This is a genomic window from Polaromonas sp. P4_F9 (assembly GCF_056401235.1).
On the sequence record NZ_JBFUJT010000018.1, the window covers coordinates 74925 to 94470 of the forward strand.

Sequence of the window (19546 nt, forward strand, 5' to 3'; positions counted from 1 at the left end):
TACACAGAGACACAGGCAAAGGCAAAGGGCACAGGATGCGCATCAAGAACAGGCATGCAGGCAAACGGATCGGCGGACTGATGGCCCTGGCGGGACTGACCATGCTGGCCGCGTGTGCGGGCCGGAGCTGGCAGTCGCCGGGGCCGCTTTACCGCTGCGAGCAAGGCATTGAGTTCACGGCCCGGTTCATCGATGACACCGCGGTGCTGGACGGCACGCGCGGCTATGACGTGCTGTACCGCGACGCCGGCGGCCAGGGGCCGCAGCAGACGGTGTACAGCAATCCGCGCATGCGGGCCGAATTTGGGCTGGGCGCCAGCGGCCGCGAAGCCGTGCTGCGCTATCCGCTGCTGCCACTGGCGGCGCGCTGCGTGCGGGACTGAGCCCCACGCACCTGGCGTGTGGCTTGCTTGGCGCCTACCGTACAGAAATCCGCACCTCGACTTTCAGGGCCTCCCGGCCCGAAGTCTGCCCCGCGCCGGCCAGGCTGCTGCTGGCCGTTGCCACATCATCCGATTGCGCCACGGTGACCCATTCACCCAGTGGCAGGGCCAGCGAGGTGCTCGCGGATGACGAAGACGGCAGCGCCCCCACCGAGCCGGGGCGCGATTGCACGGCGGCCAGTTCAAGCTCCGCGCTGTTGCCGCCGCGCCAGACGGGCCGTGCTGAAAAGCCGCTGCTGGTGTTGATCAGCACGGTGCTTGCCGTGTAGCGCAACACGCCGTTTTGCACAAAGGCCTGCAACAGTCTCAACGGTGTGGTGTTGCCCAGGTTGATGGCGACAGGCCGGCCATTGAGCACCAGCACCCGCTGCACCAGGTCGCGTGTGTCGCTGCGCTGGCTGTTTTGCGCGGTGATGTGGGTCGTGGCGCCGGAATGGCCGGGTTGCAGCAGCACGCCGCCCTGGGCGTCCAGCGCCTGCTGGCCCTGGTCGCTGCCCCGCAGTTGCCGCACCTCAATTTGCAGGTTGCGCATCGGCAGGGGATCCGGGTTTGCGATGGAATGAGTAGCGGGCTGTGCCTGCAGGCCGGGGGCCAGCAGCGTGAAAAGCAGGAGGAAAAATTGTCTGGGGAATCGAAGGAGGTGGGCCATGTTGCGTTCCATTGCTGCAGCTTGTCCGAAAGGGATTCGGGCTGAAAGTTGTTGCTGTTGCTGTTGAATTGGTAGCCAGGGGTTGGCGAGATAGAGGGGCCGCAGTGGATTCTTATGATTCAGATGCCGTGCGCGCCAGATGCCCCAGCGGCAGCGCACTGCTGGCCTTGACCTCGCCCAGCGAGAAACTGGTGTGCAGGTCTTTCACATTGGGCAGGTTGATCAGGTTTTGCAGCGCAAATTTGCTGAAGGCTTCGAGGTCCTGGGCCACCACCTGCAGCTCGAAGGTTCCCGTGCCGCTGATGTAGTGGCAGGCGATGATTTCGGGCAGTTTTTTGATGGCCTCTTCCAGTTGCCGCGTGGCGTCCCCGCTGTTGCGGTCCGCATCCAGCCGGACAAAGGCCAGCACGCCCAAGCCTATCTTGTGGCGGTTGATTTCGGCCCGGTAGCCGGTGATGAAGCCGGCCTCTTCCAGCGCCCGCACGCGCCGCCAGCAGGGCGCGGCCGACAGGCCGACGCGCGACGCGAGCTCGGTGTTGGTCAGGCGCGCCTCGCTCTGCAACTCATTCAGGATCGCGATGTCAAACTTATCTAAATGTCCCATTTTTCCTATTTTCCAGCAAGATCCTTTCTTTGTACACCCTAAAACAGGCAAAGAAAGCAAAGACATATCTCGCCGTCCGTCCTACACTTTGCATTCAGTTAGAGGCTTGGCTCTATCCCGGCCTTGCCTTGTCCAGACCTGCCCATGAGGCGGGCATTACCCATCAGGAGACCCGAACATGAACGCCCCCCTGCCCGAGCACATTCGCAAGGCCTTGGAGACCGTCACGCTTGACGAAAACCCGCAAAGCGGGTTTCGCCGAAGGCACAAATACACAGGTGGCGAAGCCAGCTGTGCTGTATTTGTCGTCGAGCTTGTTCGTACGGGAGTTGCCGAATGAACGCCCCACTTCCTGAACACATTCGCAAGGCGCTGGAAACCGTCACGCTGGACGACAAATACAGCCTCGAGCATGGCCGCGCCTTCATGAGCGGCGTGCAGGCGCTGGTTCGCCTGCCCATGCTGCAGCGCACGCGCGACGCCATCGCCGGCCTGAACACCGGTGGCTTTATCAGCGGCTACCGTGGCTCGCCGCTGGGCGGCTATGACCAGGCGCTGTGGGCGGCCAAAAAACATCTGGCCGCGCAAAACATCGTGTTCCAGCCCGGCGTCAACGAAGAACTGGGCGCTACCGCGGTCTGGGGCACGCAGCAACTGGACCTGTACCCCCAAAGCAAAAAATTCGATGGTGTGTTTGGCATCTGGTATGGCAAAGGCCCGGGTGTGGACCGCTGCTCCGATGTGTTCAAGCATGCCAACATGGCCGGCACCGCGAAACACGGCGGCGTGATCGCCATTGCAGGCGACGACCATGTCTCCAAGAGCTCGACGGCGGCGCATCAGAGTGACCACATCTTCAAGGCCTGCGGCCTGCCGGTCTTCTTCCCCTCCAGCGTGCAGGACATCCTCGACATGGGGCTGCATGCTTTTGCCATGAGTCGTTTTTCAGGCGTCTGGTCGGGCATGAAGACCATCCAGGAAGTGGTGGAGTCGTCCAGCTCGGTGCTGGTCGATCCGGACCGCGTGAAGATCGTCATCCCCGAAGATTTCCAGATGCCGCCGGGTGGTTTGCACATCCGCTGGCCGGACCCGCCGCTGGAGCAGGAAGCGCGCCTGATGGACTTCAAGTGGTATGCCGCGCTCGCCTACATCCGGGCCAACAAGCTCAACTACAACGTCATTGCCGGGCCGAAAGACCGTTTCGGGGTGATCGCCAGCGGCAAGGCCTTCAACGACACGCGCCAGGCGCTGGTCGACCTGGGGCTGGACGAAGAGACCTGCCACCAGCTCGGCATTCGCCTGCACAAGGTCAATGTGGTGTGGCCGCTGGAGGCCACCATCACGCGCGACTTTGCCGAAGGCCTGCAGGAAATCCTGGTGGTCGAGGAAAAGCGCCAGGTCATTGAATACCAGATCAAGGAAGAGCTTTACAACTGGCGCGCCGACGTGCGCCCGAATGTGTTGGGCAAGTTTGACGAGCCTGAAGGCGACGCCTCGGGCGGCGAATGGAGCCGCTCCAACCCGAGCGACAACTGGCTGCTGCGCGCCAAGGCCGACCTGACGCCGGCCATCATCGCCAAGGCGATTGCCAAGCGCCTGAAGAAGCTGGGTGTGCCCGCGGACATTGTGGCGCGTATGGATGCGCGCCTGGCCGTGATCGAAGCGCGGGAACGCGCACTGACCGAAGTCAAGGTCGACACCGGCGAGCGGGCCCCCTGGTTTTGCAGCGGCTGCCCGCACAACACCAGCACCCGCGTGCCGGAGGGCTCACGCGCCGTGGCCGGCATTGGCTGCCACTACATGGCCACCTGGATGGACCGCTCCACCTCCACCTTCACCCAGATGGGTGGTGAAGGCGTCACCTGGGTCGGTCAGGCGGCATTCACGACCGACCAGCATGTGTTTGCCAACCTGGGTGATGGCACCTACTTTCACAGCGGCCTGCTGGCCATCCGCCAGGCCATTGCTTCCGGGGTGAACATCACCTACAAGGTCCTCTACAACGATGCGGTGGCCATGACCGGCGGCCAGCAGGTGGGCGAGCGGCCCGAGGGCCACTCGGTATTGCAGATCATGCAGAGCCTGCTCGCCGAAGGGGTGGCCAAACTGGTGATCGTCACCGACGAGCCGCAAAAATACCAGGGCGCGAGGCTGCTGGAGGGGGTGACGGTGCATCACCGCGACGAGCTCGACCGCATTCAGCGCGAATTCCGCGAACTCAAGGGTACGACCGCCATCATTTACGACCAGACCTGCGCGACGGAAAAGCGCCGGCGCCGCAAGCGCGGCACTTTGGCAGACCCGGAAAAGCGCGTCGTCATCAATGAACTGGTCTGCGAAGGCTGCGGCGACTGCTCGGTGCAGTCCAACTGCCTGTCGGTGGAGCCGCTGGAAACCGAATTCGGCCGCAAGCGCCGCATCAACCAGAACACGTGCAACAAGGACTACTCCTGCGTCAAGGGTTTTTGCCCCAGCTTTGTCACGGTGGAAGGCGGCCAGCTGAAGAAGCCGAAGAAGGACAAAAAGGGTGGACTGTCCAGCCTGCCCGCGATTCCCGAACCGGTGCTGCCCGTGGCTGAAAACGCCTGGGGCATCGTGGTGGGTGGCGTCGGCGGCACCGGTGTCATCACCATCGGCCAGTTGCTGGGCATGGCCGCCCACCTCGAGGGCAAAGGCGTGGTCACCCAGGATGCCGGCGGGCTGGCCCAAAAGGGCGGCGCCACCTGGAGTCATATCCAGATCGCCAACCGGCCAGAGGCGATTTACACCACCAAGGTCGATACCGCCAAGGCCGACCTGGTGATCGGCTGCGATCCGATCGTGGCTGCCAGCAAGTACACACTCACCGTCATGCAGCCGGGCCGCACCTACGTGGCGATGAACTCGCACGGCACGCCGACGGCGGCCTTTGTGACGAACCCGGGCTGGCAATTCCCGGGTGGCAATTGCGAAAGTGCCGTGACTGCCGCAGTGGGCGCTGACTTGCTGGGCAGCTTCGATGCGGAGCAGGTGGCCGTGCAGATGATTGGCGACTCGATTTACACCAACCCCCTGATGCTGGGCTTTGCCTGGCAAAAAGGCCGCGTGCCGCTGTCCCATGCCTCGCTGATGCGGGCCATTGAACTCAACGGCGTGCAGGTCGAGAACAACCGGGCGGCTTTTGAGTGGGGCCGTCGCTGCGCGCATGATCTGGCCGCAGTACAGGCCCTGTTCAAGGCGGCGCAGGTGATCGAGTTTGTGAAAAAGCCTTCCCTGGCCGAGATGCTGGCCAAGCGGGTGGATTTCCTGACGGCCTACCAGAACGCCGCCTATGCCCGGACCTACCAGGCGTTTGTGGACAAGGTGCGGCTGGCGGAAGCGCCCCTCGGCAAGACCACGCTGACCGAGGCTGTCGCCCGTTATCTCTTCAAGCTCATGGCCTACAAGGACGAGTATGAAGTGGCGCGGCTGCACACCGATGCGGGATTTCTCGGCAAGGTCAATGCCATGTTTGAAGGCGACTTCAAGCTCAACTACCACCTGGCGCCCCCGCTGATCGCATCCAAAAATGACAAGGGCGAACTGCAAAAGCAGCAGTTCGGCCCCTGGATGCTGACGGGCTTCAAGGTGCTGGCCCGGCTCAAGGGCTTGCGCGGCACACCGCTGGACGTGTTCGGCCGCACCGAAGAGCGGAAGATGGAACGCGCGCTGATTGATGAGTACCGGGCCAGCCTGGAAGAGGTGCTGGCCGGCCTGACCGCTCAAAACCATTCCCTGGCCGTGGAAATTGCGCGGATTCCCGAGCTGATCAAGGGGTATGGCCACGTCAAGGAGCGCCACCTGCAAACCGCACGGCCGCAATGGACGGCGCTGATGCAGGCCTTCCGCCAGCCGACAGCCTCCGCGCAGCAGGCCGCCTAGGCGCGCCGTGCCGGACGGGGGCGCGGCAGAGCCCCCGGGCCGTCGCTGCGGGAAGGTGCGGCAGCTTCTCCACGGGCAGCTTCTGCCTGCCGGCATGGCCTGAAAATGAAATGCCCGGCAAGGTGCCGGGTACATCTTCCTGTCGGCCGCTCGCCGCATACAATCATGGACTGTGCGCTCTGGCCTGTCGGCCGGGGCGCCTGCCAGTGTTTCCTTCAATCGTTGTGGAGTTTGCCGTGTTCATTTCTTCTGCCTTTGCCCAAACCGCTCCTGCTGCTGCCGCGGGAGGCGACATGTTGTCGTCGCTGACGGGCATGCTTCCCCTGGTGCTGATGTTTGTGGTGCTGTATTTCGTGATGATCCGCCCACAGATGAAAAAGCAAAAAGAGCATCGCGCCATGATCGACGCGCTGGCCAAAGGTGATGAAGTCGCTACCGCAGGCGGTTTGCTTGGCAAGGTGACCAAGCTCGGTGATGTGTACCTGTCCCTGGAGCTGGCTCCCGGCGTTGAAGTGCAGCTGCAGCGCAGCGCCATCGTCCAGGTGCTGCCCAAGGGCGCCCTCAGCGCCGCGAAGTAAGGTCTTGCTGACCCCCTGACCCCCTGACCCCCTGAGGCCGCAGGGCCTCGCTTTGTTCATCCGTCCACCAGGAACAGCCCCCTCATGAATCGTTATCCGGCCTGGAAGTACGCCATTATTGTGGTCGCGCTATTGATCGCCGCCCTGTACACCCTGCCCAACTTTTTTGGCGAAGCGCCGGCAGTGCAGATTTCCAGCGGCAAGTCCACGGTCAAGATTGACACGACGACCATGGCGAAGGTGGAACAGGCGCTGAAGGATGTGGGCATCACGGCGGATGTCATCGCCCTCGATGGCAATTCGGTCAAGGCGCGCTTCGGCGATACCGATACCCAGCTCAAGGCGAAGGACGCCGTTCAAAAGGCGCTCTCGCCCGATCCCGCGAATCCTGCCTACGTGGTCGCGCTCAACCTGTTGTCGCGCTCGCCCGCCTGGTTGACCTCGCTGCATGCTTTTCCCATGTACCTGGGGCTGGACCTGCGTGGTGGCGTGCATTTCATGCTGCAGGTGGACATGCAGGCGGCGCTGACCAAGCGTGCCGAGTCCCTGTCGGGCGACATCCGCCTGTCGCTGCGCGAAAAGAATATCCGCCACGGCGGCATCAGCCGCAATGGCCAGGTCATTGACATCAAGGTGCGCGACAGCGAGACCCTGACCGCTGCCAAGGCGCTGATCCAGGACCAGTTTCCGGACCTGCAGACCGTCGATGTCCCGGAGGGCACGGAATACAAGCTGACGGCCAGCATCAAGCCCGAGGCGGCACGCCGGATCCAGGATCAGGCCCTCAAGCAGAACATGGTGACGCTGCACAACCGGATCAACGAACTGGGCGTGGCCGAGCCGGTGATCCAGCAGCAGGGCCTGGACCGTGTCGTGGTGCAATTGCCGGGTGTTCAGGACACGGCCAAGGCCAAGGACATCCTCGGGCGTACGGCGACGCTGGAGATGCGTCTCGTGGAAGACAGCGCCGAGGCTCGCGCCGCGGAAAACAACACCGGTGCCGTGCCGTTTGGTACTGAACGCTTTTTCGAGCGCAATGGACAGGCGGTGATTGTCAAGAAACAGGTGATCCTGACCGGCGAGAACCTGACGGATGCCCAGCCCGGCTTTGACTCGCAGAACCAGCAGCCCAAAGTGGATTTGACGGTTGATGCCAAAGGCGGCCGCATCATGCGCGATACCAGCCGCGAGAACCTCAAGAAGCGCATGGCCATCCTGCTGTTTGAAAAAGGCAAGGGCGAGGTCCTGACCGCACCGGTCATCCAGAGCGAACTCGGCAACCGGTTCCAGATTTCCGGCTCCATGAGCGTGACGGAAGCCAATGACCTGGCTTTGCTGCTGCGCGCGGGCTCCCTCGCCGCGCCCATGGAGATCATTGAAGAGCGCACCATCGGCCCGACGCTGGGTGCCGACAATATTTCCAAGGGCTTTCACAGTGTGTCCTGGGGCTTTGTGGTGATCGTGGCCTTCATGGCGGTTTACTACATGCTGTTCGGCCTGTTTTCCGGTCTGGCGCTGGCCGTCAATCTGCTGCTGCTGGTCGCGGTGCTTTCCATGCTGCAGGCGACCCTGACCTTGCCAGGCATGGCGGCCATGGCGCTGGCACTGGGCATGGCCATCGACTCCAACGTGCTGATCAATGAGCGCGTGCGCGAGGAATTGCGCAATGGCGCTTCTGCACAGGCCGCCATTCATGCGGGGTATGAGCGGGCCTGGGCCACCATTCTGGACTCCAATACCTCGACCCTGATTGTGGGCCTGGCCCTGCTGGCATTTGGCTCCGGCCCGGTGCGCGGTTTTGCCGTGGTGCACTGCATCGGCATTTTGACCAGCATGTTCTCCGCGGTATTTTTCTCACGTGGCCTGGTCAACCTCTGGTATGGCCGGCAGAAAAAGCTCAAGACGGTGTCCATTGGCACAGTGTGGCGGCCCGCCACATCCGGCGCCGTGGCGAAATGATCCCGGCATCTTTTTCCTGAGCTTCTCAAGGACCCTCGATGGAATTTTTCAAAATCCGGCGTGACATCCCGTTCATGCGGCACGCCCTGATCTTCAATATCATCAGCTTCACGACGTTTGCGCTGGCTGTGTTTTTCCTGTTCTCCCGGGGCCTGCACCTGTCGGTGGAGTTCACCGGCGGCACCCTGATGGAGGTGAACTACACGCAGGCGGCGGATGTCGGGAAAATCCGGGCCACCGTGGCTGGTTTGGGGCTGACCGATGTGCAGGTGCAAAACTTCGGAACCTCGCGCGATGTGATGATCCGTTTGCCGGCCCAAAAGGGTGTGAGCACCGCCCAGCAAAGTGAAAAAGTTCTGGCGGCGCTGAAGGCGGCCAGCAGCGATGTGACGCTGCGCCGCACGGAGTTTGTGGGCCCCCAGGTGGGCGAAGAGTTGGCCCATGATGGCCTGAAAGCCCTGGCCATGGTGGTGTTCGGCATCATGGTCTACCTCGCCTTCCGCTTTGAGTGGAAGTATGCGGTGGCGGCCATCATTGCCAACCTGCATGACGTCGTCATCATTCTGGGGTTTTTCGCGTTTTTCCAGTGGGAGTTTTCCCTCGCGGTGCTGGCCGCCGTGCTGGCGGTGCTGGGCTATTCAGTCAATGAATCCGTGGTGATTTTTGACCGGATCCGCGAGAATTTCCGCCGCTACCGGAAGATGAACACGATGCAGATCATCGACAACGCGATCACCTCGACCATCAGCCGCACCATCATTACCCACGGCTCGACCCAGATCATGGTGCTGTCCATGCTGCTGTTCGGTGGACCGACCCTGTTTTACTTCGCCCTGGCCCTGACCATCGGCATTTTGTTCGGCATTTATTCCTCTGTATTCGTGGCTGCCGCCATCGCCATGTGGCTGGGCATCCGGCGCGAAGATCTGGTCAAGGGGCCGGCTAAAAAAGAAGAAGATCCCAACGACCCCAATGCAGGTGCCACGGTGTAAGCTATAGGCTAATTATTCAGGGCGGTCGTGGCTCCAAGTAACAAAAAGAACACTCTTCTGGTCGAGCAGGCACGTGCTTTGTTCACGGAGCGTGCCGCAAGAATATTGCCCGAGCTGGCCAAAGCCATTCAAAGCCGGCTGGCGGCGATGAGGGACGAGCCGGGTGGCGCCCGCGAAATGCAGGACCGGCGCGAGGCCTGGCAGGCCTTCGAGAAAAGCGGTTCAGCCTGGGTCAGCGGCACCACGCGCGCGTGGACCGAAGCGCAATCCGTCCCACTTGCGGGCGCCCAGACAAAATTCACCAACAGCATCAAATTTGAGCTCATGGGCAACGAGGTGATGGAGGACAAGATTCTTGCCTCTCGCCTGGCCTTGCGGTTGCTGGATGTTGCGAGCTGGGAGCTCAACGACCTTCGCTTGCGGATACAGAACCTCGAAGGTATTGACGAGCTGCACAAGCAGGATGTCCTGCGCCCCGAAGTACTGGCACAGCATCTGGTTGAACAGTGGAGCCAGGCCCTTTTGCCGCGCGATGTGTGGTTGACGGTTCAGGACCTCATCCAGAAAAACCTGGCTGCGCATTTGCTCGAAACTTATCATGCCACCAACGAGTTTCTGATCCAGCAGGGGGTAATGGCAGAAATCGATCTGCGGGGACTCGTCAAACGCACACCTTCCGCCCCGGGGACGAATGCGCCCTCAAAACCTGCTGTCGAGCAGGCCAGGGGTCAAGATAAATCTGGCAGCGGCACAGGTACAGGCACAGGTACAGGTACAGGTACAGGTACAGGTACAGGTACGGGAAGCGGAAGCGGAAGTGGAAGTGGAAGCGGCGGCAAGGGTGGCATAGCGCAGGGGGCGGAGACTTCAACTTCGGGCCACGCTATCCATGAAGAAACACGGATGCAGACCGCCACCACGCCACTGGCCAGGGCGCGCATGCGGGCTCAGGGCGTGATGGGGCACCTCAAGCGCCTGCTGTCCGATCAGGTGGCAGGTTTTGATGACACGCGGTCGCAGCAGGCGTCCCCGCGGCTGGTCCAGGCAATGGCCACGGTGCAACGGGCGGAAGAAACCAGCCATGAGCGCACCTTGGTGCTGGATGGGCCAGGCCAGGTGTATGACCAGACGCATGTCGACCGTGCCGCTGGCGCGTTGCGGGAGCGCACCAGTGCCCTCAAACAGGCGGCGTCCACCTCATCGGAAAAGGCAACGATTGAGATCGTGGCCTTGATGTTCCAGAGCATTCTGGCCGAGGACCGGATTCCACCGGCAATACGCGTCTGGTTTGCACGGCTTCAAATGCCTGTGCTGCGGGTTGCGATTTCCGAGCCGGAGTTTTTTGGATCCCTGCAGCACCCCACGCGCCGGCTGATTGACCGCATGGGCTCCTGCGTCCTGGGGTTCGATGTCACGGTGTCGGGCGGCGCCATGGAGGCGGAGATCCGGCGGGTCGTGCAGGTGATCGAGCAGTATCCGGAAACCGGGCGACGGGTGTTTCAGCTTGTCTACGACGAGTTCGAGAAATTTCTGTCCAAATTCCTCTCGGAACAGGGAAGTGCCGCGCGCGTGGTGAGCGTGGCCCAGCAGGTCGAGCAAAAAGAGACGATGGTCATCCAGTACACCATTGAGATGCGCAGCATGCTCAATGATATGCCGGTGCGCGCTGAAATCCGTGAGTTCCTGTTCAAGGTCTGGGCCGAAGTCCTGGCCATTGCCGCGATGAAGAACGGCCCGCAGCATACCGAAACGATCACGCTCAAGCAGGCGGCGGCCGACCTCGTCTGGGCCGCCAGCGCCAAGCCGAACCGCAACGACCGTGCCCGTGTCATTGCCGACTTGCCCAAGCTGCTGCAACTCCTGCGCCTGGGCATGTCCATGCTTGGCCTGGCCCCCTCCGATCAGGACCATCACCTGAAAGTCATCAGCGACACGCTGGCAGACGCCTTTATGTCGAAAACCGACGCCATTTCGATGGAACGCATTGATGCCATGGCCAGGCGGCTGGCCAACCTGGAGGACTATTTGTCCGACGAGGATGTGGGCGATTTGCCACTCGATACAGACAGCCTGGTCACCATGATCGGCATTGATGCCGCCGATATCGAGGTGATTACCGATGGCGGCAGCCAGCCTACGGAAGCGATGCGCGCCTGGGTCCAGGAACTGCAGCTGGGAAGCTGGTTCAGCCTGGACCACAGTGGCAAAATCAGCCACGTGCAGTTTGCCTGGTGCAGTGATCGCAAGCAGCTGCATTTGTTTGCGGCGTCCGATGGCCGCAACTTCCTGATCCAGGCGCGTCGCCTGGCTGCCTACCTGCAAGCGGGTTTGCTGGTGCCAACCGAAGAAGAGGCGCTCACAGTGCGCGCCACGCGCGACGCCCTGGCCAAGCTGGACGCCAATCCGGAGCGCCTGCTCAGCTAAAACGCCTGGGCATTCTTTTCGGATGCCTCGGGATGAACCGATTGCAGGCGTGGGGGCCTCAGGCCGAACGCAGCGAAGGGCCGCCCCGAGCAAGTTCAGCCCCCCGAGGGGCTTGGAGCCTGCTTGAGTAGCTTTGGACAGGCGACAGAGGCGAAGCGTCCCGCAAGCCGCGGCCTGCAAGGCCTCGGGAGCTACACGCAGTGAGCGAGCGTGGGGCTCTTCCCAGCAGGGGCCGCGGGACTGGCTTTGCCAGACCGCAGGCGCAGCGGCCCCCTCGGGGGGCAGCGCAGTACACGCAGTGACAAGCGTGGGGGCCTCAGCTACTAGTGCGCCAGCCGAAATTCCGTGTCGTCGCACAATTCGTCGAGGATCAACGCATCGGGCTCCTCGCCGAAACTCCAGTACACCATGAGGACGATGATTTTCAGGTCATCCAGCGTGACGGGGTCTCCGGGGGCGGCCATTGCGCGGTCAATGACGATCTCCCGCATGTGCGGAGGCAATACGCCTGACGATTCCAGGAAATTGACGAATCCCAGACTTTGCGCGCCCAGATGCGTCTGCTCGGCCACGGAATAAATCCGGAGGCTGTTGGCGGACTGAGGTTGAATGAGCGCAGGCGCCGCGACAGGGTCGGCCAGGCCGGAGGATGGCTTGGCGGCGAGGCTGATCTGCGTACCTTGGGCCGCAGTATTCAGGCCCTCAAGCCATACCAGGGCCGCCTGGATTTCTTCGGCGTCAAATCCTGCCGCGGTGAGTTTGCGCCCCAGTCTTTGAAGTTCAGGGCAGGCGTCACCTTGCCAGTAATTCTCGTAAACGTACACCAGTACTTCAAACATATGCCTCAATATAACGCAGATACGAGCGCCGGTGTCAAGCCCGTGTCAATCATCGTTGATGACGCTGGATATTGCCGTATCAGCCGGCCGCCACGCGCTGGAAGAGGCCCCCCGGCAGGCGCGCGACCTGCCCGCGCAGCTCAAGCTCCAGCAGGTCCGCCTGAAGCCGGGCGGTGTCCAGGCCGGTCCTCGCCTGCAGGGCATCCAGGCTGACGGCATCAAAGCCCAGCGCTGCAATGAGCGGATCCCCGGTATCGGGCACCGGCAGACCGGAAGCGCTGTTGGGGCTGTCGGTCAAGCCAGTGCGCGGCAGATTCAACTCTTCGAGCACATCCTGCGCAACCTCCACCAGCTTGGCGCCCTGCTTGATCAGCGCATGGCAACCGCGGGACTGCGGTGAATGAATCGAACCGGGAATGGCAAAGACCTCCTTGCCCTGCTCGGCGGCCAGCCGCGCCGTGATCAGCGAGCCCGATTGCATTGCTGCTTCCACCACCAGCGTGCCTCGGGACAGCCCGGAAATGATGCGGTTGCGTTTCGGGAAATTACCTGTCAGCGGGGGTGTGCCCAGCGGGAATTCGCTGATGAGCAGCCCTTGCTGGGTAATGCGGTGTGCCAGGGCCAGGTGTCGCTTCGGATAAACCCGGTCCAGCCCGGTACCCACCACCGCGATCGTCTGCCCGCCTCCGAGCAGGGCCCCGTCATGGGCAGCGCCGTCTATGCCCAGCGCCAGACCGGACACGATGCACAAGCCCGCGCCGCTCAGTGCTTTTGCAAACTGCCGGGCATTGGCCTCGCCCTGTGGGGTGGGGTTGCGGCTACCGACGATGGCGAGATTGTTGGCCATGGCCGGGCCGGCTGCCGGTGACGATTTGACCAGACTGCCCATCATGTAGAGCATCAAAGGGGGATCTTCGATGTTGAGCAGGGCTGGCGGATAGGTGGCATCGCCCAAGGTGGCTATACGACGGTCGTCCGCCTGTTGCAGCCAGTCCAGTGTCGTCTGCAGCAGGCTGCCGAGTTGCGCAGGTTCCGTTTGGATGGCATGGGCTAGCCGCTCGGAGCCCAGCGCCCGCAAGGTGGCCGTCCTCTGCCCGAAAACCGCCTGGGCTGATCCGAAAGTGGCCAGCAGCTGGCGCGCGGTCTCGTTGCCGACACCGGGCGTCAGGGTCAGGCGCAACCAGGCGCCGAGTTCTTGTGTGTCCAAGGAAAGTTAAACCCTTCCGGCCTGCAAAGAGGCGTCAACGGCCGTTCGGGCCGTGGACGCTGCAGGATTTTGCTGCAGGCGTTGGATGGGGTCCGGTGGTCAGTTGGGGTTGATGAAGCGGTCACCCACCTTGACACCGTCAACGATTTGCAGCACCAGCGCGTAGGACAGCTTGTCAAAGGTCTTGAAAACCATCAGCAGGCCGTTGCGCTCGTTGGGCAGCTTGATCTGGGGCTTGGCTTGATCGGTGCGATCGGTCAGGCGCTCGCCATTCTTGAGGATGGCCATCACATTGCCGCGCTCCAGCCCGTCCTGAAGGCCCCGGTTGATGACCACCACCTGGTTCTCTGCGGCGTAAGTCACCGCGCTGCCATAGACGGACACAATCTGGCCTTCCATCGGCAGAATGGGCGCATGGGGCACGTAACTGAGCAGTTCACGCGGTGGCTCGGCAATCAGGCGGTCGCCTATCCGCATTTCTTCCTTGGTCACCACAATGTCTATGGTGGCCGGCACGATTTCAGACGGCGTCTTGTCGTCGCCACCGCGGCTGGATTCGCCGCGAACCAGCTCGGCTTTGCCGACAAACTGGGCTTCGTAGCCCAGAATTTCCTTGGTGGTGGGGTCCTTGAGCGGCGTGGCGTTGCGAAACACGCGGTAGTCCAGTGGTTCGCCTTTGGCATCGCTCAGGGTCTTGCCGGTGACGCCGTCGCTGTAAGCGCCGCGTGCGTAGGCGCGGTCGCCCCGGCTCAGCAGGACGCGGCCCTCTTGGGCGGCCACAATACGCGGTGCCGTGGCGAAGGTGGCCGCATCCACAATCAGGGGTTCGGCCAGGAAGGGCTCGATCACGTTGGCCGGCAGGGTCGGGATCGCCGCGTCAGCCAGCGCTTCGGAGCGGGTCCGGGGTGAGACACGGATGGTATCGGTGGGCGGGCCGTCTGCGGCCTGGCGTGTGCGCAGCGTGGCACGTCCGCCGGTCTTGTCGAGGTAAAGCTGCTGGCCGGGGTAAATACGGTGTGGATTCCGGATGTCCTGCAGGTTCATGCCCCACAGTTCGGGCCAGCGCCACGGACTTTTAAGGAACAGGCCCGAAATGGCCCACAGCGTGTCGCCCCGCTTGACGGTGTACTCGTCCGGCGCATTGGGCGCCAGCTCGCTCAGGGGAACGCCGGCCTCGGCAACCTGGGTGGCCGTGGCCTTCTGGCCGGGGGTAATGGGGAAATTCTGCGCATGAAGGCTGGGGGTGACACCCCAGAGGGCCGTGCCGACCATGGAGGCGGCTATTGAAATATGACTGAAACGACCAAAAATAGTTTGCATCTTGAAGGCCTTAAGCGCTAAAAACCAGGCTGGCACGGTTCTCCCTGGATGAAAAAAGCCGTGTTCTTATCTTGATAAATTACTAACGATTCTGTACCTAAGCCCTTGATTAAGCAACGATTACGCGATTCTGGGAATATCGGAGTGCGCAAAAACAAGGAAAAGTGGCGAAAATAGCGACACCTGACCATTTGCATCCATGACTCAATTGACCATCCTCCGTTATCCCGACCCGCGTTTACACACGGTTGCCAAGCCCGTGGGCGCCGTTGATGCCCGTCTGCGCCAACTGGCCAGCGACATGTTCGATACCATGTATGAAGCGGCAGGCATTGGCCTGGCGGCCACGCAGGTGGATGTGCACGAGCGCCTGATCGTGATTGACGTGAGCGAAAACCGCGACCAGCCCCTGGTGCTGATCAACCCCGAGATCCTGTGGGCCAGCCCCGAAACCCGCGTGGGCGATGAGGGCTGCCTGTCGGTACCCGGCATTTATGACGGCGTCGAGCGCTCGATCGCGGTCAAGGTGCAGGCGCTGGATCTGGACGGCAAGCTGCAGGTTCATGCCGCCGAGGGCATGCTGGCGGTCTGTATCCAGCATGAAATGGACCACCTGATGGGAAAGGTGTTTGTGGAATACCTGTCCCCCTTGAAGCGCAACCGCATCAAGACCAAGATGATCAAGCAGAAAAAAGACGAGGAGCGGGAGGCCGCCCGCTGAAGCGAAGCGCCACAGCGGGCACGGGCAGGTTGCCTTCCGCTGCTGGTTTCCGCTCCCGGCCAGGATTTTCCGGGTGAGTCCATCTCTGGGGCTTTGCAGGCGTCTACCCGGGTTTCCCCGGTGAGTCTTTAGAATCCTGCCTCATGCGCGTCATTTTTGCCGGTACCCCTGAGTTTGCCCGCGTGGCACTGGCAAGTCTGCAGGCAGCCGGCTTTGACATCCCGCTCGTGCTGACGCAGCCCGACCGTCCCGCCGGGCGCGGCCTGAAGCTGCAGGCGTCGGCCGTGAAGCAGTGGGCGCAAAGCCAGCAGATCCCGGTGGCGCAGCCCCGCAGCCTGCGGCTGGACGGAAAATATCCCGACGACGCGGCGGCCGCCAGGGCCGCCATTGATGCGGCACAGGCCGACGTGATGGTGGTGGCGGCCTACGGACTGATCCTGCCGCAGTGGGTTCTGGATGCGCCTAAGCTGGGCTGCCTGAACATTCACGCGTCGCTGCTGCCGCGCTGGCGCGGCGCCGCACCGATTCACCGGGCCATCGAAGCCGGTGACGCACAGACCGGCGTCACCATCATGCAGATGGACGCCGGCCTCGATACGGGCGACATGCTGCTGCTGGAGAAGCTGCCCATTGGCCCGGAAGACACGACGGCGTCACTGCATGACAGGCTGGCCGAGCTGGGTGGGCGGCTGATCGTGAAAGCCTTGGAACTGGCCGCGGGCGGCACGCTCCAGCCCCTTGCCCAGCCCTCCGAAGGCGTCACCTACGCCCACAAGATCGAGAAAAACGAAGCCCTGCTGGACTGGACCCGCAGCGCGGCCACGCTGGAGCGCCGCGTTCGCGCCTTCAATCCTTTCCCCGGCGCCGCCGGTGTCCTGGGCGGTGAAACCATCAAATTCTGGCGCGCAGCGGTGCCGGCCGGTGCGGTGCGGCCGGTGGGCGCGCTACCCGGCCAGGTGGTTGCCGTTGGCCCCGAGGGCATCGACATCTGCGCTGCCGATGCCCTGGTGCGCGTGACCCGCTTGCAAAAAGCGGGYGGCAAGGCGCTGGATGCGGCCGATTTTTTGCGCGGGTTCGACATCCGTCCCGGCACGGTTTTCAATCCCACTCAGACGGAATGAGGTTTTTGTGAGTTCATTGTTCAAGCACCCGGAGTTTCGGGTGGGTGTGCGCGACCTGGCTTCGGTCGCGCCCGGTATTGCCGCCTGGGGCCTGATGACCGGGGTGGCGATGATCAAGTCGGGCCTGAGTCTCACCGAAGCCCTGCTCATGGGGGTGCTGGTGTTTGCCGGGAGTTCGCAGCTGGCGGCCGTTCCCCTGATTACCGCCGGTGCGCCCATGTGGGTCATCCTGGCCACCGCGTTTTGCGTCAACCTGCGTTTTGTGGTGTTCAGCGCGCACCTGCGCCCCTATGTGATGCACCAGAACATCTGGCGCCGCATGCTCAGCGGCTACCTGACGGCCGATCTCAGCTATGTGCTGTTCACCAAGCGCTTTCCGCATCCCACGACGGATCCGGTCGCCCGGCGTGCGCAGGAGGCGTACTTGGCCGGTAACTCGGCCATCAACTGGGCCAGCTGGGTGGGTGCCAGCCTGCTCGGCATTGCGCTGGCCAACGCCATTCCGCTGTCGTGGGGGCTGGGCTTTGCCGGCATCCTGGCGCTGCTCGGCATCATGTGCTCGCTGGCCACCACGCGGCTGCGCGTCGTGTCCGCCGGGGTGGCTGGTGCGGCTGCCGTGGCGGCTTTTGCCTTGCCGCTCAAGCTCAACATCCTGGTGGCCATCGCGGCTGCGGTGGCGGTCTGCCTGATGCTGGAAAAGCCGATGCGGGCGCAGGCCGCCTCGCCCAAGCCTGCCAAATCCGGTGAAACGGGAGGCGCTTTGTGAGCAAGACCGATCTCTGGACCGTGGCCACCATCATCGGCATGGCGCTGGTGACCGTCGTCACCCGTTCCTTCTTTTTCCTCTCCAGCAAACCCTGGACCTTGCCGGCCTGGGCGCAGCGCGGGCTGCACTATGCGCCGATCGCGGCGCTGGCAGCGGTGATCGTGCCGGAAATGGTCATGACGCAGGGCCACCTGATCGCCACCTGGAAAGACGCCAGGCTGTTTGCCGTGGTGGCCGGCACCGCCTGGTACTACTGGCGCCACGGCGTGCTGGGCACCATCCTCGCCGGCATGGCGGTTTACCTGCCGCTGCACATGGGGCTGGGCTGGTGAGCTAGAGCCCCCACGGTCGCTCACTGCGTGTAGCTCCCTGCCCCCCGAGGGGGCCGCTGCGCCTGCGGTCTGGCAAAGCCAGTCCCGCGGCCCCTGCTGGGTTGGAGAGCCCCCGCAGTCGTTCACTGCGTGTAGCTCCCGAGGCCTTGCAGGCCGCGGCTCGCGAGACGCTTTGCCTCTGTCGCCTGTCCCGCGGCCCTTGCTGGTGGGGGACAACGCCCGCACGGTCGTTCGCTTCGCGTCATTTCCGAGGCCTTGCCGGCCCTGACTTGCTCTGAGGGCCTCGGGTTACGTGCAGCAACCTACAATTTAAGGCCTTGGCCGTGTTGGCCAGCTTTTTCACTTGCGAGCGATCCATGAATTTCATCCGTTTTTCCGACCTGTGTGCCAGCGGCAAGGCCGCCGGCCAGCGCGTTTTCATCCGTGCCGACCTGAATGTGCCGCAGGATGACAGCGGCGCCATCACCGAAGACACGCGCATACGCGCCTCCATTCCCTGTCTGCAAATGGCGCTGGATGCCGGCGCGGCCGTGATGGTGACCTCCCACCTCGGGCGTCCCGTCGAGGGCGAATTCAAGCCGGCCGACTCGCTCGCCCCTGTGGCCAAGCGCCTGGGTGAACTGATGAAGCGCGAGATCCCGCTGATCACCCAATGGGTGGACGGTGTGGACGTCCAGCCCGGTCAGCTGGTGCTGCTGGAGAACTGCCGCCTCAACCCCGGCGAGAAGAAAAACAGCGAAGCGCTGGCCCGCAAGATGGCCGCCCTGTGCGACATCTTTGTGCACGACGCGTTTGGCACCGCCCACCGCGCCGAGGCCTCGACCTATGGCATTGCGCAATACGCCAAGGTGGCGAGCGCCGGGCCGCTGCTGGCCGCCGAGATGGACGCGATTTCGACGGCACTTTCCAACCCGCGCAGGCCGCTGGTCGCGATCGTCGCGGGCAGCAAGGTCTCGACCAAGCTGACCATCCTCAAGTCCCTGGCCAGCAATGTCGACCAGCTGATCGTGGGCGGCGGCATTGCCAATACCTTCATGCTGGCCGCAGGCCTGAAGATTGGCAAAAGCCTGGCGGAGGCCGACCTGCTGCCCGAGGCCCGCGCCGTGATCGAGGCCATGAAGGCACGCGGTGCCGCGGTGCCCATCCCCACCGACGTGGTCACGGCCAAGACCTTCGCGGCCGATGCACCGGCCACCGTCAAGGCTGCCACCGACGTGGCCGACGATGACCTGATTCTGGATATCGGTCCGGAGACCACGGCCCGGCTGGCGGCGCAGCTCAAGGCGGCCGGCACCATTGTCTGGAATGGCCCGGTGGGCGTGTTCGAGTTTGACGCCTTCTCGCGCGGTACCGAAGGCATTGCCCGCGCGATCGCCGAAAGCAGCGCCTTTTCGATTGCCGGTGGTGGCGACACGCTGGCCGCCATCGCCAAATACGGCATTGAGAAACAAGTGGACTACATCTCCACGGGTGGCGGCGCATTCCTGGAGGTGCTGGAGGGCAAGACGCTGCCGGCCTTCGAGATCCTGCAGAAGCGGGCCGCCGGCTAACTCCGTTGTGCTCCTGATTTGGTAGCATGAGGCCTCGACTTCATGGGTGCTATCGATCTGTTTCTCTCAAAAAAGGGTGCTTCGGTGCCCTTTTTTTCTGAGCCGCACGGCTGACCTGCACCGACGTGCCGGAAGGGGCCG

The 19546-nt window shown here is 63.0% G+C and carries 17 protein-coding genes; 12 read left to right on the top strand and 5 right to left on the bottom strand.

The features are described 5' to 3' along the window. The first annotated feature begins 35 nt into the window (after window positions 1-35). Entirely contained in the window at window positions 36-383 is a 348-nt protein-coding gene (locus AC1DUB_RS16985; protein ID WP_477730511.1) for a hypothetical protein, read from the top strand. Window positions 384-417: 34 nt separating this feature from the next. Here the strand turns inward: AC1DUB_RS16985 and AC1DUB_RS16990 are convergent, their stop codons facing one another. Together AC1DUB_RS16990 and AC1DUB_RS16995 are read right to left on the bottom strand one after the other, a co-directional pair. Continuing rightward, entirely contained in the window at window positions 418-1092 is a 675-nt protein-coding gene (locus AC1DUB_RS16990; protein ID WP_477730512.1) for a hypothetical protein, read from the bottom strand. 112 nt (window positions 1093-1204) lie between these two features. Further along, on the bottom strand, window positions 1205-1696 hold the full coding sequence (locus AC1DUB_RS16995) for an Lrp/AsnC family transcriptional regulator (protein ID WP_477716391.1): 492 nt from the start codon (window positions 1694-1696) through the stop codon (window positions 1205-1207). Window positions 1697-1874: 178 nt separating this feature from the next. On the opposite strand from AC1DUB_RS16995, the gene AC1DUB_RS17000 reads away from it, so the two are divergent. The 6 genes from AC1DUB_RS17000 to AC1DUB_RS17025 all read left to right on the top strand — a co-directional run bounded on the left by AC1DUB_RS17000 (window position 1875) and on the right by AC1DUB_RS17025 (window position 11549). Then, the gene (locus AC1DUB_RS17000; RefSeq protein ID WP_477730513.1) at window positions 1875-2036 is read left to right on the top strand and encodes a hypothetical protein; all 162 of its coding nucleotides are present in this window, start codon (window positions 1875-1877) and stop codon (window positions 2034-2036) included. Then, entirely contained in the window at window positions 2033-5596 is a 3564-nt protein-coding gene (locus tag AC1DUB_RS17005; RefSeq protein ID WP_477730514.1) for an indolepyruvate ferredoxin oxidoreductase family protein, read from the top strand. The genes AC1DUB_RS17000 and AC1DUB_RS17005 overlap by 4 nt, the downstream gene beginning before the upstream one ends. A gap of 236 nt (window positions 5597-5832) precedes the next feature. Next, the gene (gene yajC, locus AC1DUB_RS17010; RefSeq protein WP_477730515.1) at window positions 5833-6174 is read left to right on the top strand and encodes a preprotein translocase subunit YajC; all 342 of its coding nucleotides are present in this window, start codon (window positions 5833-5835) and stop codon (window positions 6172-6174) included. 84 nt (window positions 6175-6258) lie between these two features. Beyond that, the gene (gene secD, locus AC1DUB_RS17015; protein ID WP_477730516.1) at window positions 6259-8133 is read left to right on the top strand and encodes a protein translocase subunit SecD; all 1875 of its coding nucleotides are present in this window, start codon (window positions 6259-6261) and stop codon (window positions 8131-8133) included. Between the two features lie 38 nt (window positions 8134-8171). Continuing rightward, window positions 8172-9125, top strand: a complete 954-nt coding sequence (gene secF, locus AC1DUB_RS17020) for a protein translocase subunit SecF (protein WP_477730517.1) — start codon at window positions 8172-8174, stop codon at window positions 9123-9125. Between the two features lie 27 nt (window positions 9126-9152). Next, on the top strand, window positions 9153-11549 hold the full coding sequence (locus tag AC1DUB_RS17025; RefSeq protein ID WP_477730518.1) for a DUF1631 family protein: 2397 nt from the start codon (window positions 9153-9155) through the stop codon (window positions 11547-11549). Between the two features lie 323 nt (window positions 11550-11872). Here AC1DUB_RS17025 and AC1DUB_RS17030 read toward each other — a convergent pair whose 3' ends face one another. The 3 genes from AC1DUB_RS17030 to AC1DUB_RS17040 all read right to left on the bottom strand — a co-directional run bounded on the left by AC1DUB_RS17030 (window position 11873) and on the right by AC1DUB_RS17040 (window position 14915). Then, window positions 11873-12388, bottom strand: a complete 516-nt coding sequence (locus AC1DUB_RS17030; protein ID WP_477716386.1) for a Smg family protein — start codon at window positions 12386-12388, stop codon at window positions 11873-11875. Between the two features lie 79 nt (window positions 12389-12467). After that, window positions 12468-13595: a DNA-processing protein DprA gene (dprA, locus tag AC1DUB_RS17035; RefSeq protein WP_477730519.1), complete on the bottom strand. Its 1128-nt coding sequence runs from the start codon at window positions 13593-13595 to the stop codon at window positions 12468-12470. Window positions 13596-13694: 99 nt separating this feature from the next. Next, a complete protein-coding gene (locus tag AC1DUB_RS17040; protein WP_477730520.1) occupies window positions 13695-14915 on the bottom strand; it encodes a LysM peptidoglycan-binding domain-containing protein in 1221 nt (406 codons plus the stop codon). Between the two features lie 199 nt (window positions 14916-15114). Here AC1DUB_RS17040 and def point away from each other — a divergent pair, with 199 nt between their 5' ends. The 5 genes from def (at window position 15115) to AC1DUB_RS17065 (ending at window position 19405) form a co-directional block, all read left to right on the top strand. Then, window positions 15115-15636, top strand: a complete 522-nt coding sequence (gene def, locus AC1DUB_RS17045; RefSeq protein WP_477730521.1) for a peptide deformylase — start codon at window positions 15115-15117, stop codon at window positions 15634-15636. A gap of 143 nt (window positions 15637-15779) precedes the next feature. Beyond that, the gene (gene fmt, locus AC1DUB_RS17050) at window positions 15780-16757 is read left to right on the top strand and encodes a methionyl-tRNA formyltransferase (protein WP_477730522.1); all 978 of its coding nucleotides are present in this window, start codon (window positions 15780-15782) and stop codon (window positions 16755-16757) included. 7 nt (window positions 16758-16764) lie between these two features. Continuing rightward, window positions 16765-17523, top strand: coding sequence for an AzlC family ABC transporter permease (locus AC1DUB_RS17055; RefSeq protein ID WP_477730523.1), 759 nt, complete (start codon window positions 16765-16767; stop codon window positions 17521-17523). Continuing rightward, window positions 17520-17855 (top strand): AzlD domain-containing protein, encoded by a 336-nt coding sequence (locus AC1DUB_RS17060; RefSeq protein WP_477730524.1) that lies wholly within the window; start codon window positions 17520-17522, stop codon window positions 17853-17855. Before AC1DUB_RS17055 ends, AC1DUB_RS17060 begins: the two co-directional genes overlap by 4 nt. 356 nt (window positions 17856-18211) lie before the next feature. Further along, window positions 18212-19405 carry a phosphoglycerate kinase gene (locus AC1DUB_RS17065; RefSeq protein WP_477730525.1) on the top strand — a complete coding sequence of 398 codons (1194 nt, stop codon included), beginning with the start codon at window positions 18212-18214 and terminating at the stop codon, window positions 19403-19405. Window positions 19406-19546: the final 141 nt, after the last annotated feature.

Coding starts and splice junctions, on each gene's coding strand:
- AC1DUB_RS16985 (WP_477730511.1), top strand. CDS start 36: ATGCGCATCAAGAACAGGCATGCAGGCAAACGGATCGGCGGACTGATG.
- AC1DUB_RS16990 (WP_477730512.1), bottom strand. CDS start 1,092: ATGGCCCACCTCCTTCGATTCCCCAGACAATTTTTCCTCCTGCTTTTC.
- AC1DUB_RS16995 (WP_477716391.1), bottom strand. CDS start 1,696: ATGGGACATTTAGATAAGTTTGACATCGCGATCCTGAATGAGTTGCAG.
- AC1DUB_RS17000 (WP_477730513.1), top strand. CDS start 1,875: ATGAACGCCCCCCTGCCCGAGCACATTCGCAAGGCCTTGGAGACCGTC.
- AC1DUB_RS17005 (WP_477730514.1), top strand. CDS start 2,033: ATGAACGCCCCACTTCCTGAACACATTCGCAAGGCGCTGGAAACCGTC.
- secD (WP_477730516.1), top strand. CDS start 6,259: ATGAATCGTTATCCGGCCTGGAAGTACGCCATTATTGTGGTCGCGCTA.
- secF (WP_477730517.1), top strand. CDS start 8,172: ATGGAATTTTTCAAAATCCGGCGTGACATCCCGTTCATGCGGCACGCC.
- AC1DUB_RS17030 (WP_477716386.1), bottom strand. CDS start 12,388: ATGTTTGAAGTACTGGTGTACGTTTACGAGAATTACTGGCAAGGTGAC.
- AC1DUB_RS17040 (WP_477730520.1), bottom strand. CDS start 14,915: ATGCAAACTATTTTTGGTCGTTTCAGTCATATTTCAATAGCCGCCTCC.
- def (WP_477730521.1), top strand. CDS start 15,115: ATGACTCAATTGACCATCCTCCGTTATCCCGACCCGCGTTTACACACG.
- AC1DUB_RS17065 (WP_477730525.1), top strand. CDS start 18,212: ATGAATTTCATCCGTTTTTCCGACCTGTGTGCCAGCGGCAAGGCCGCC.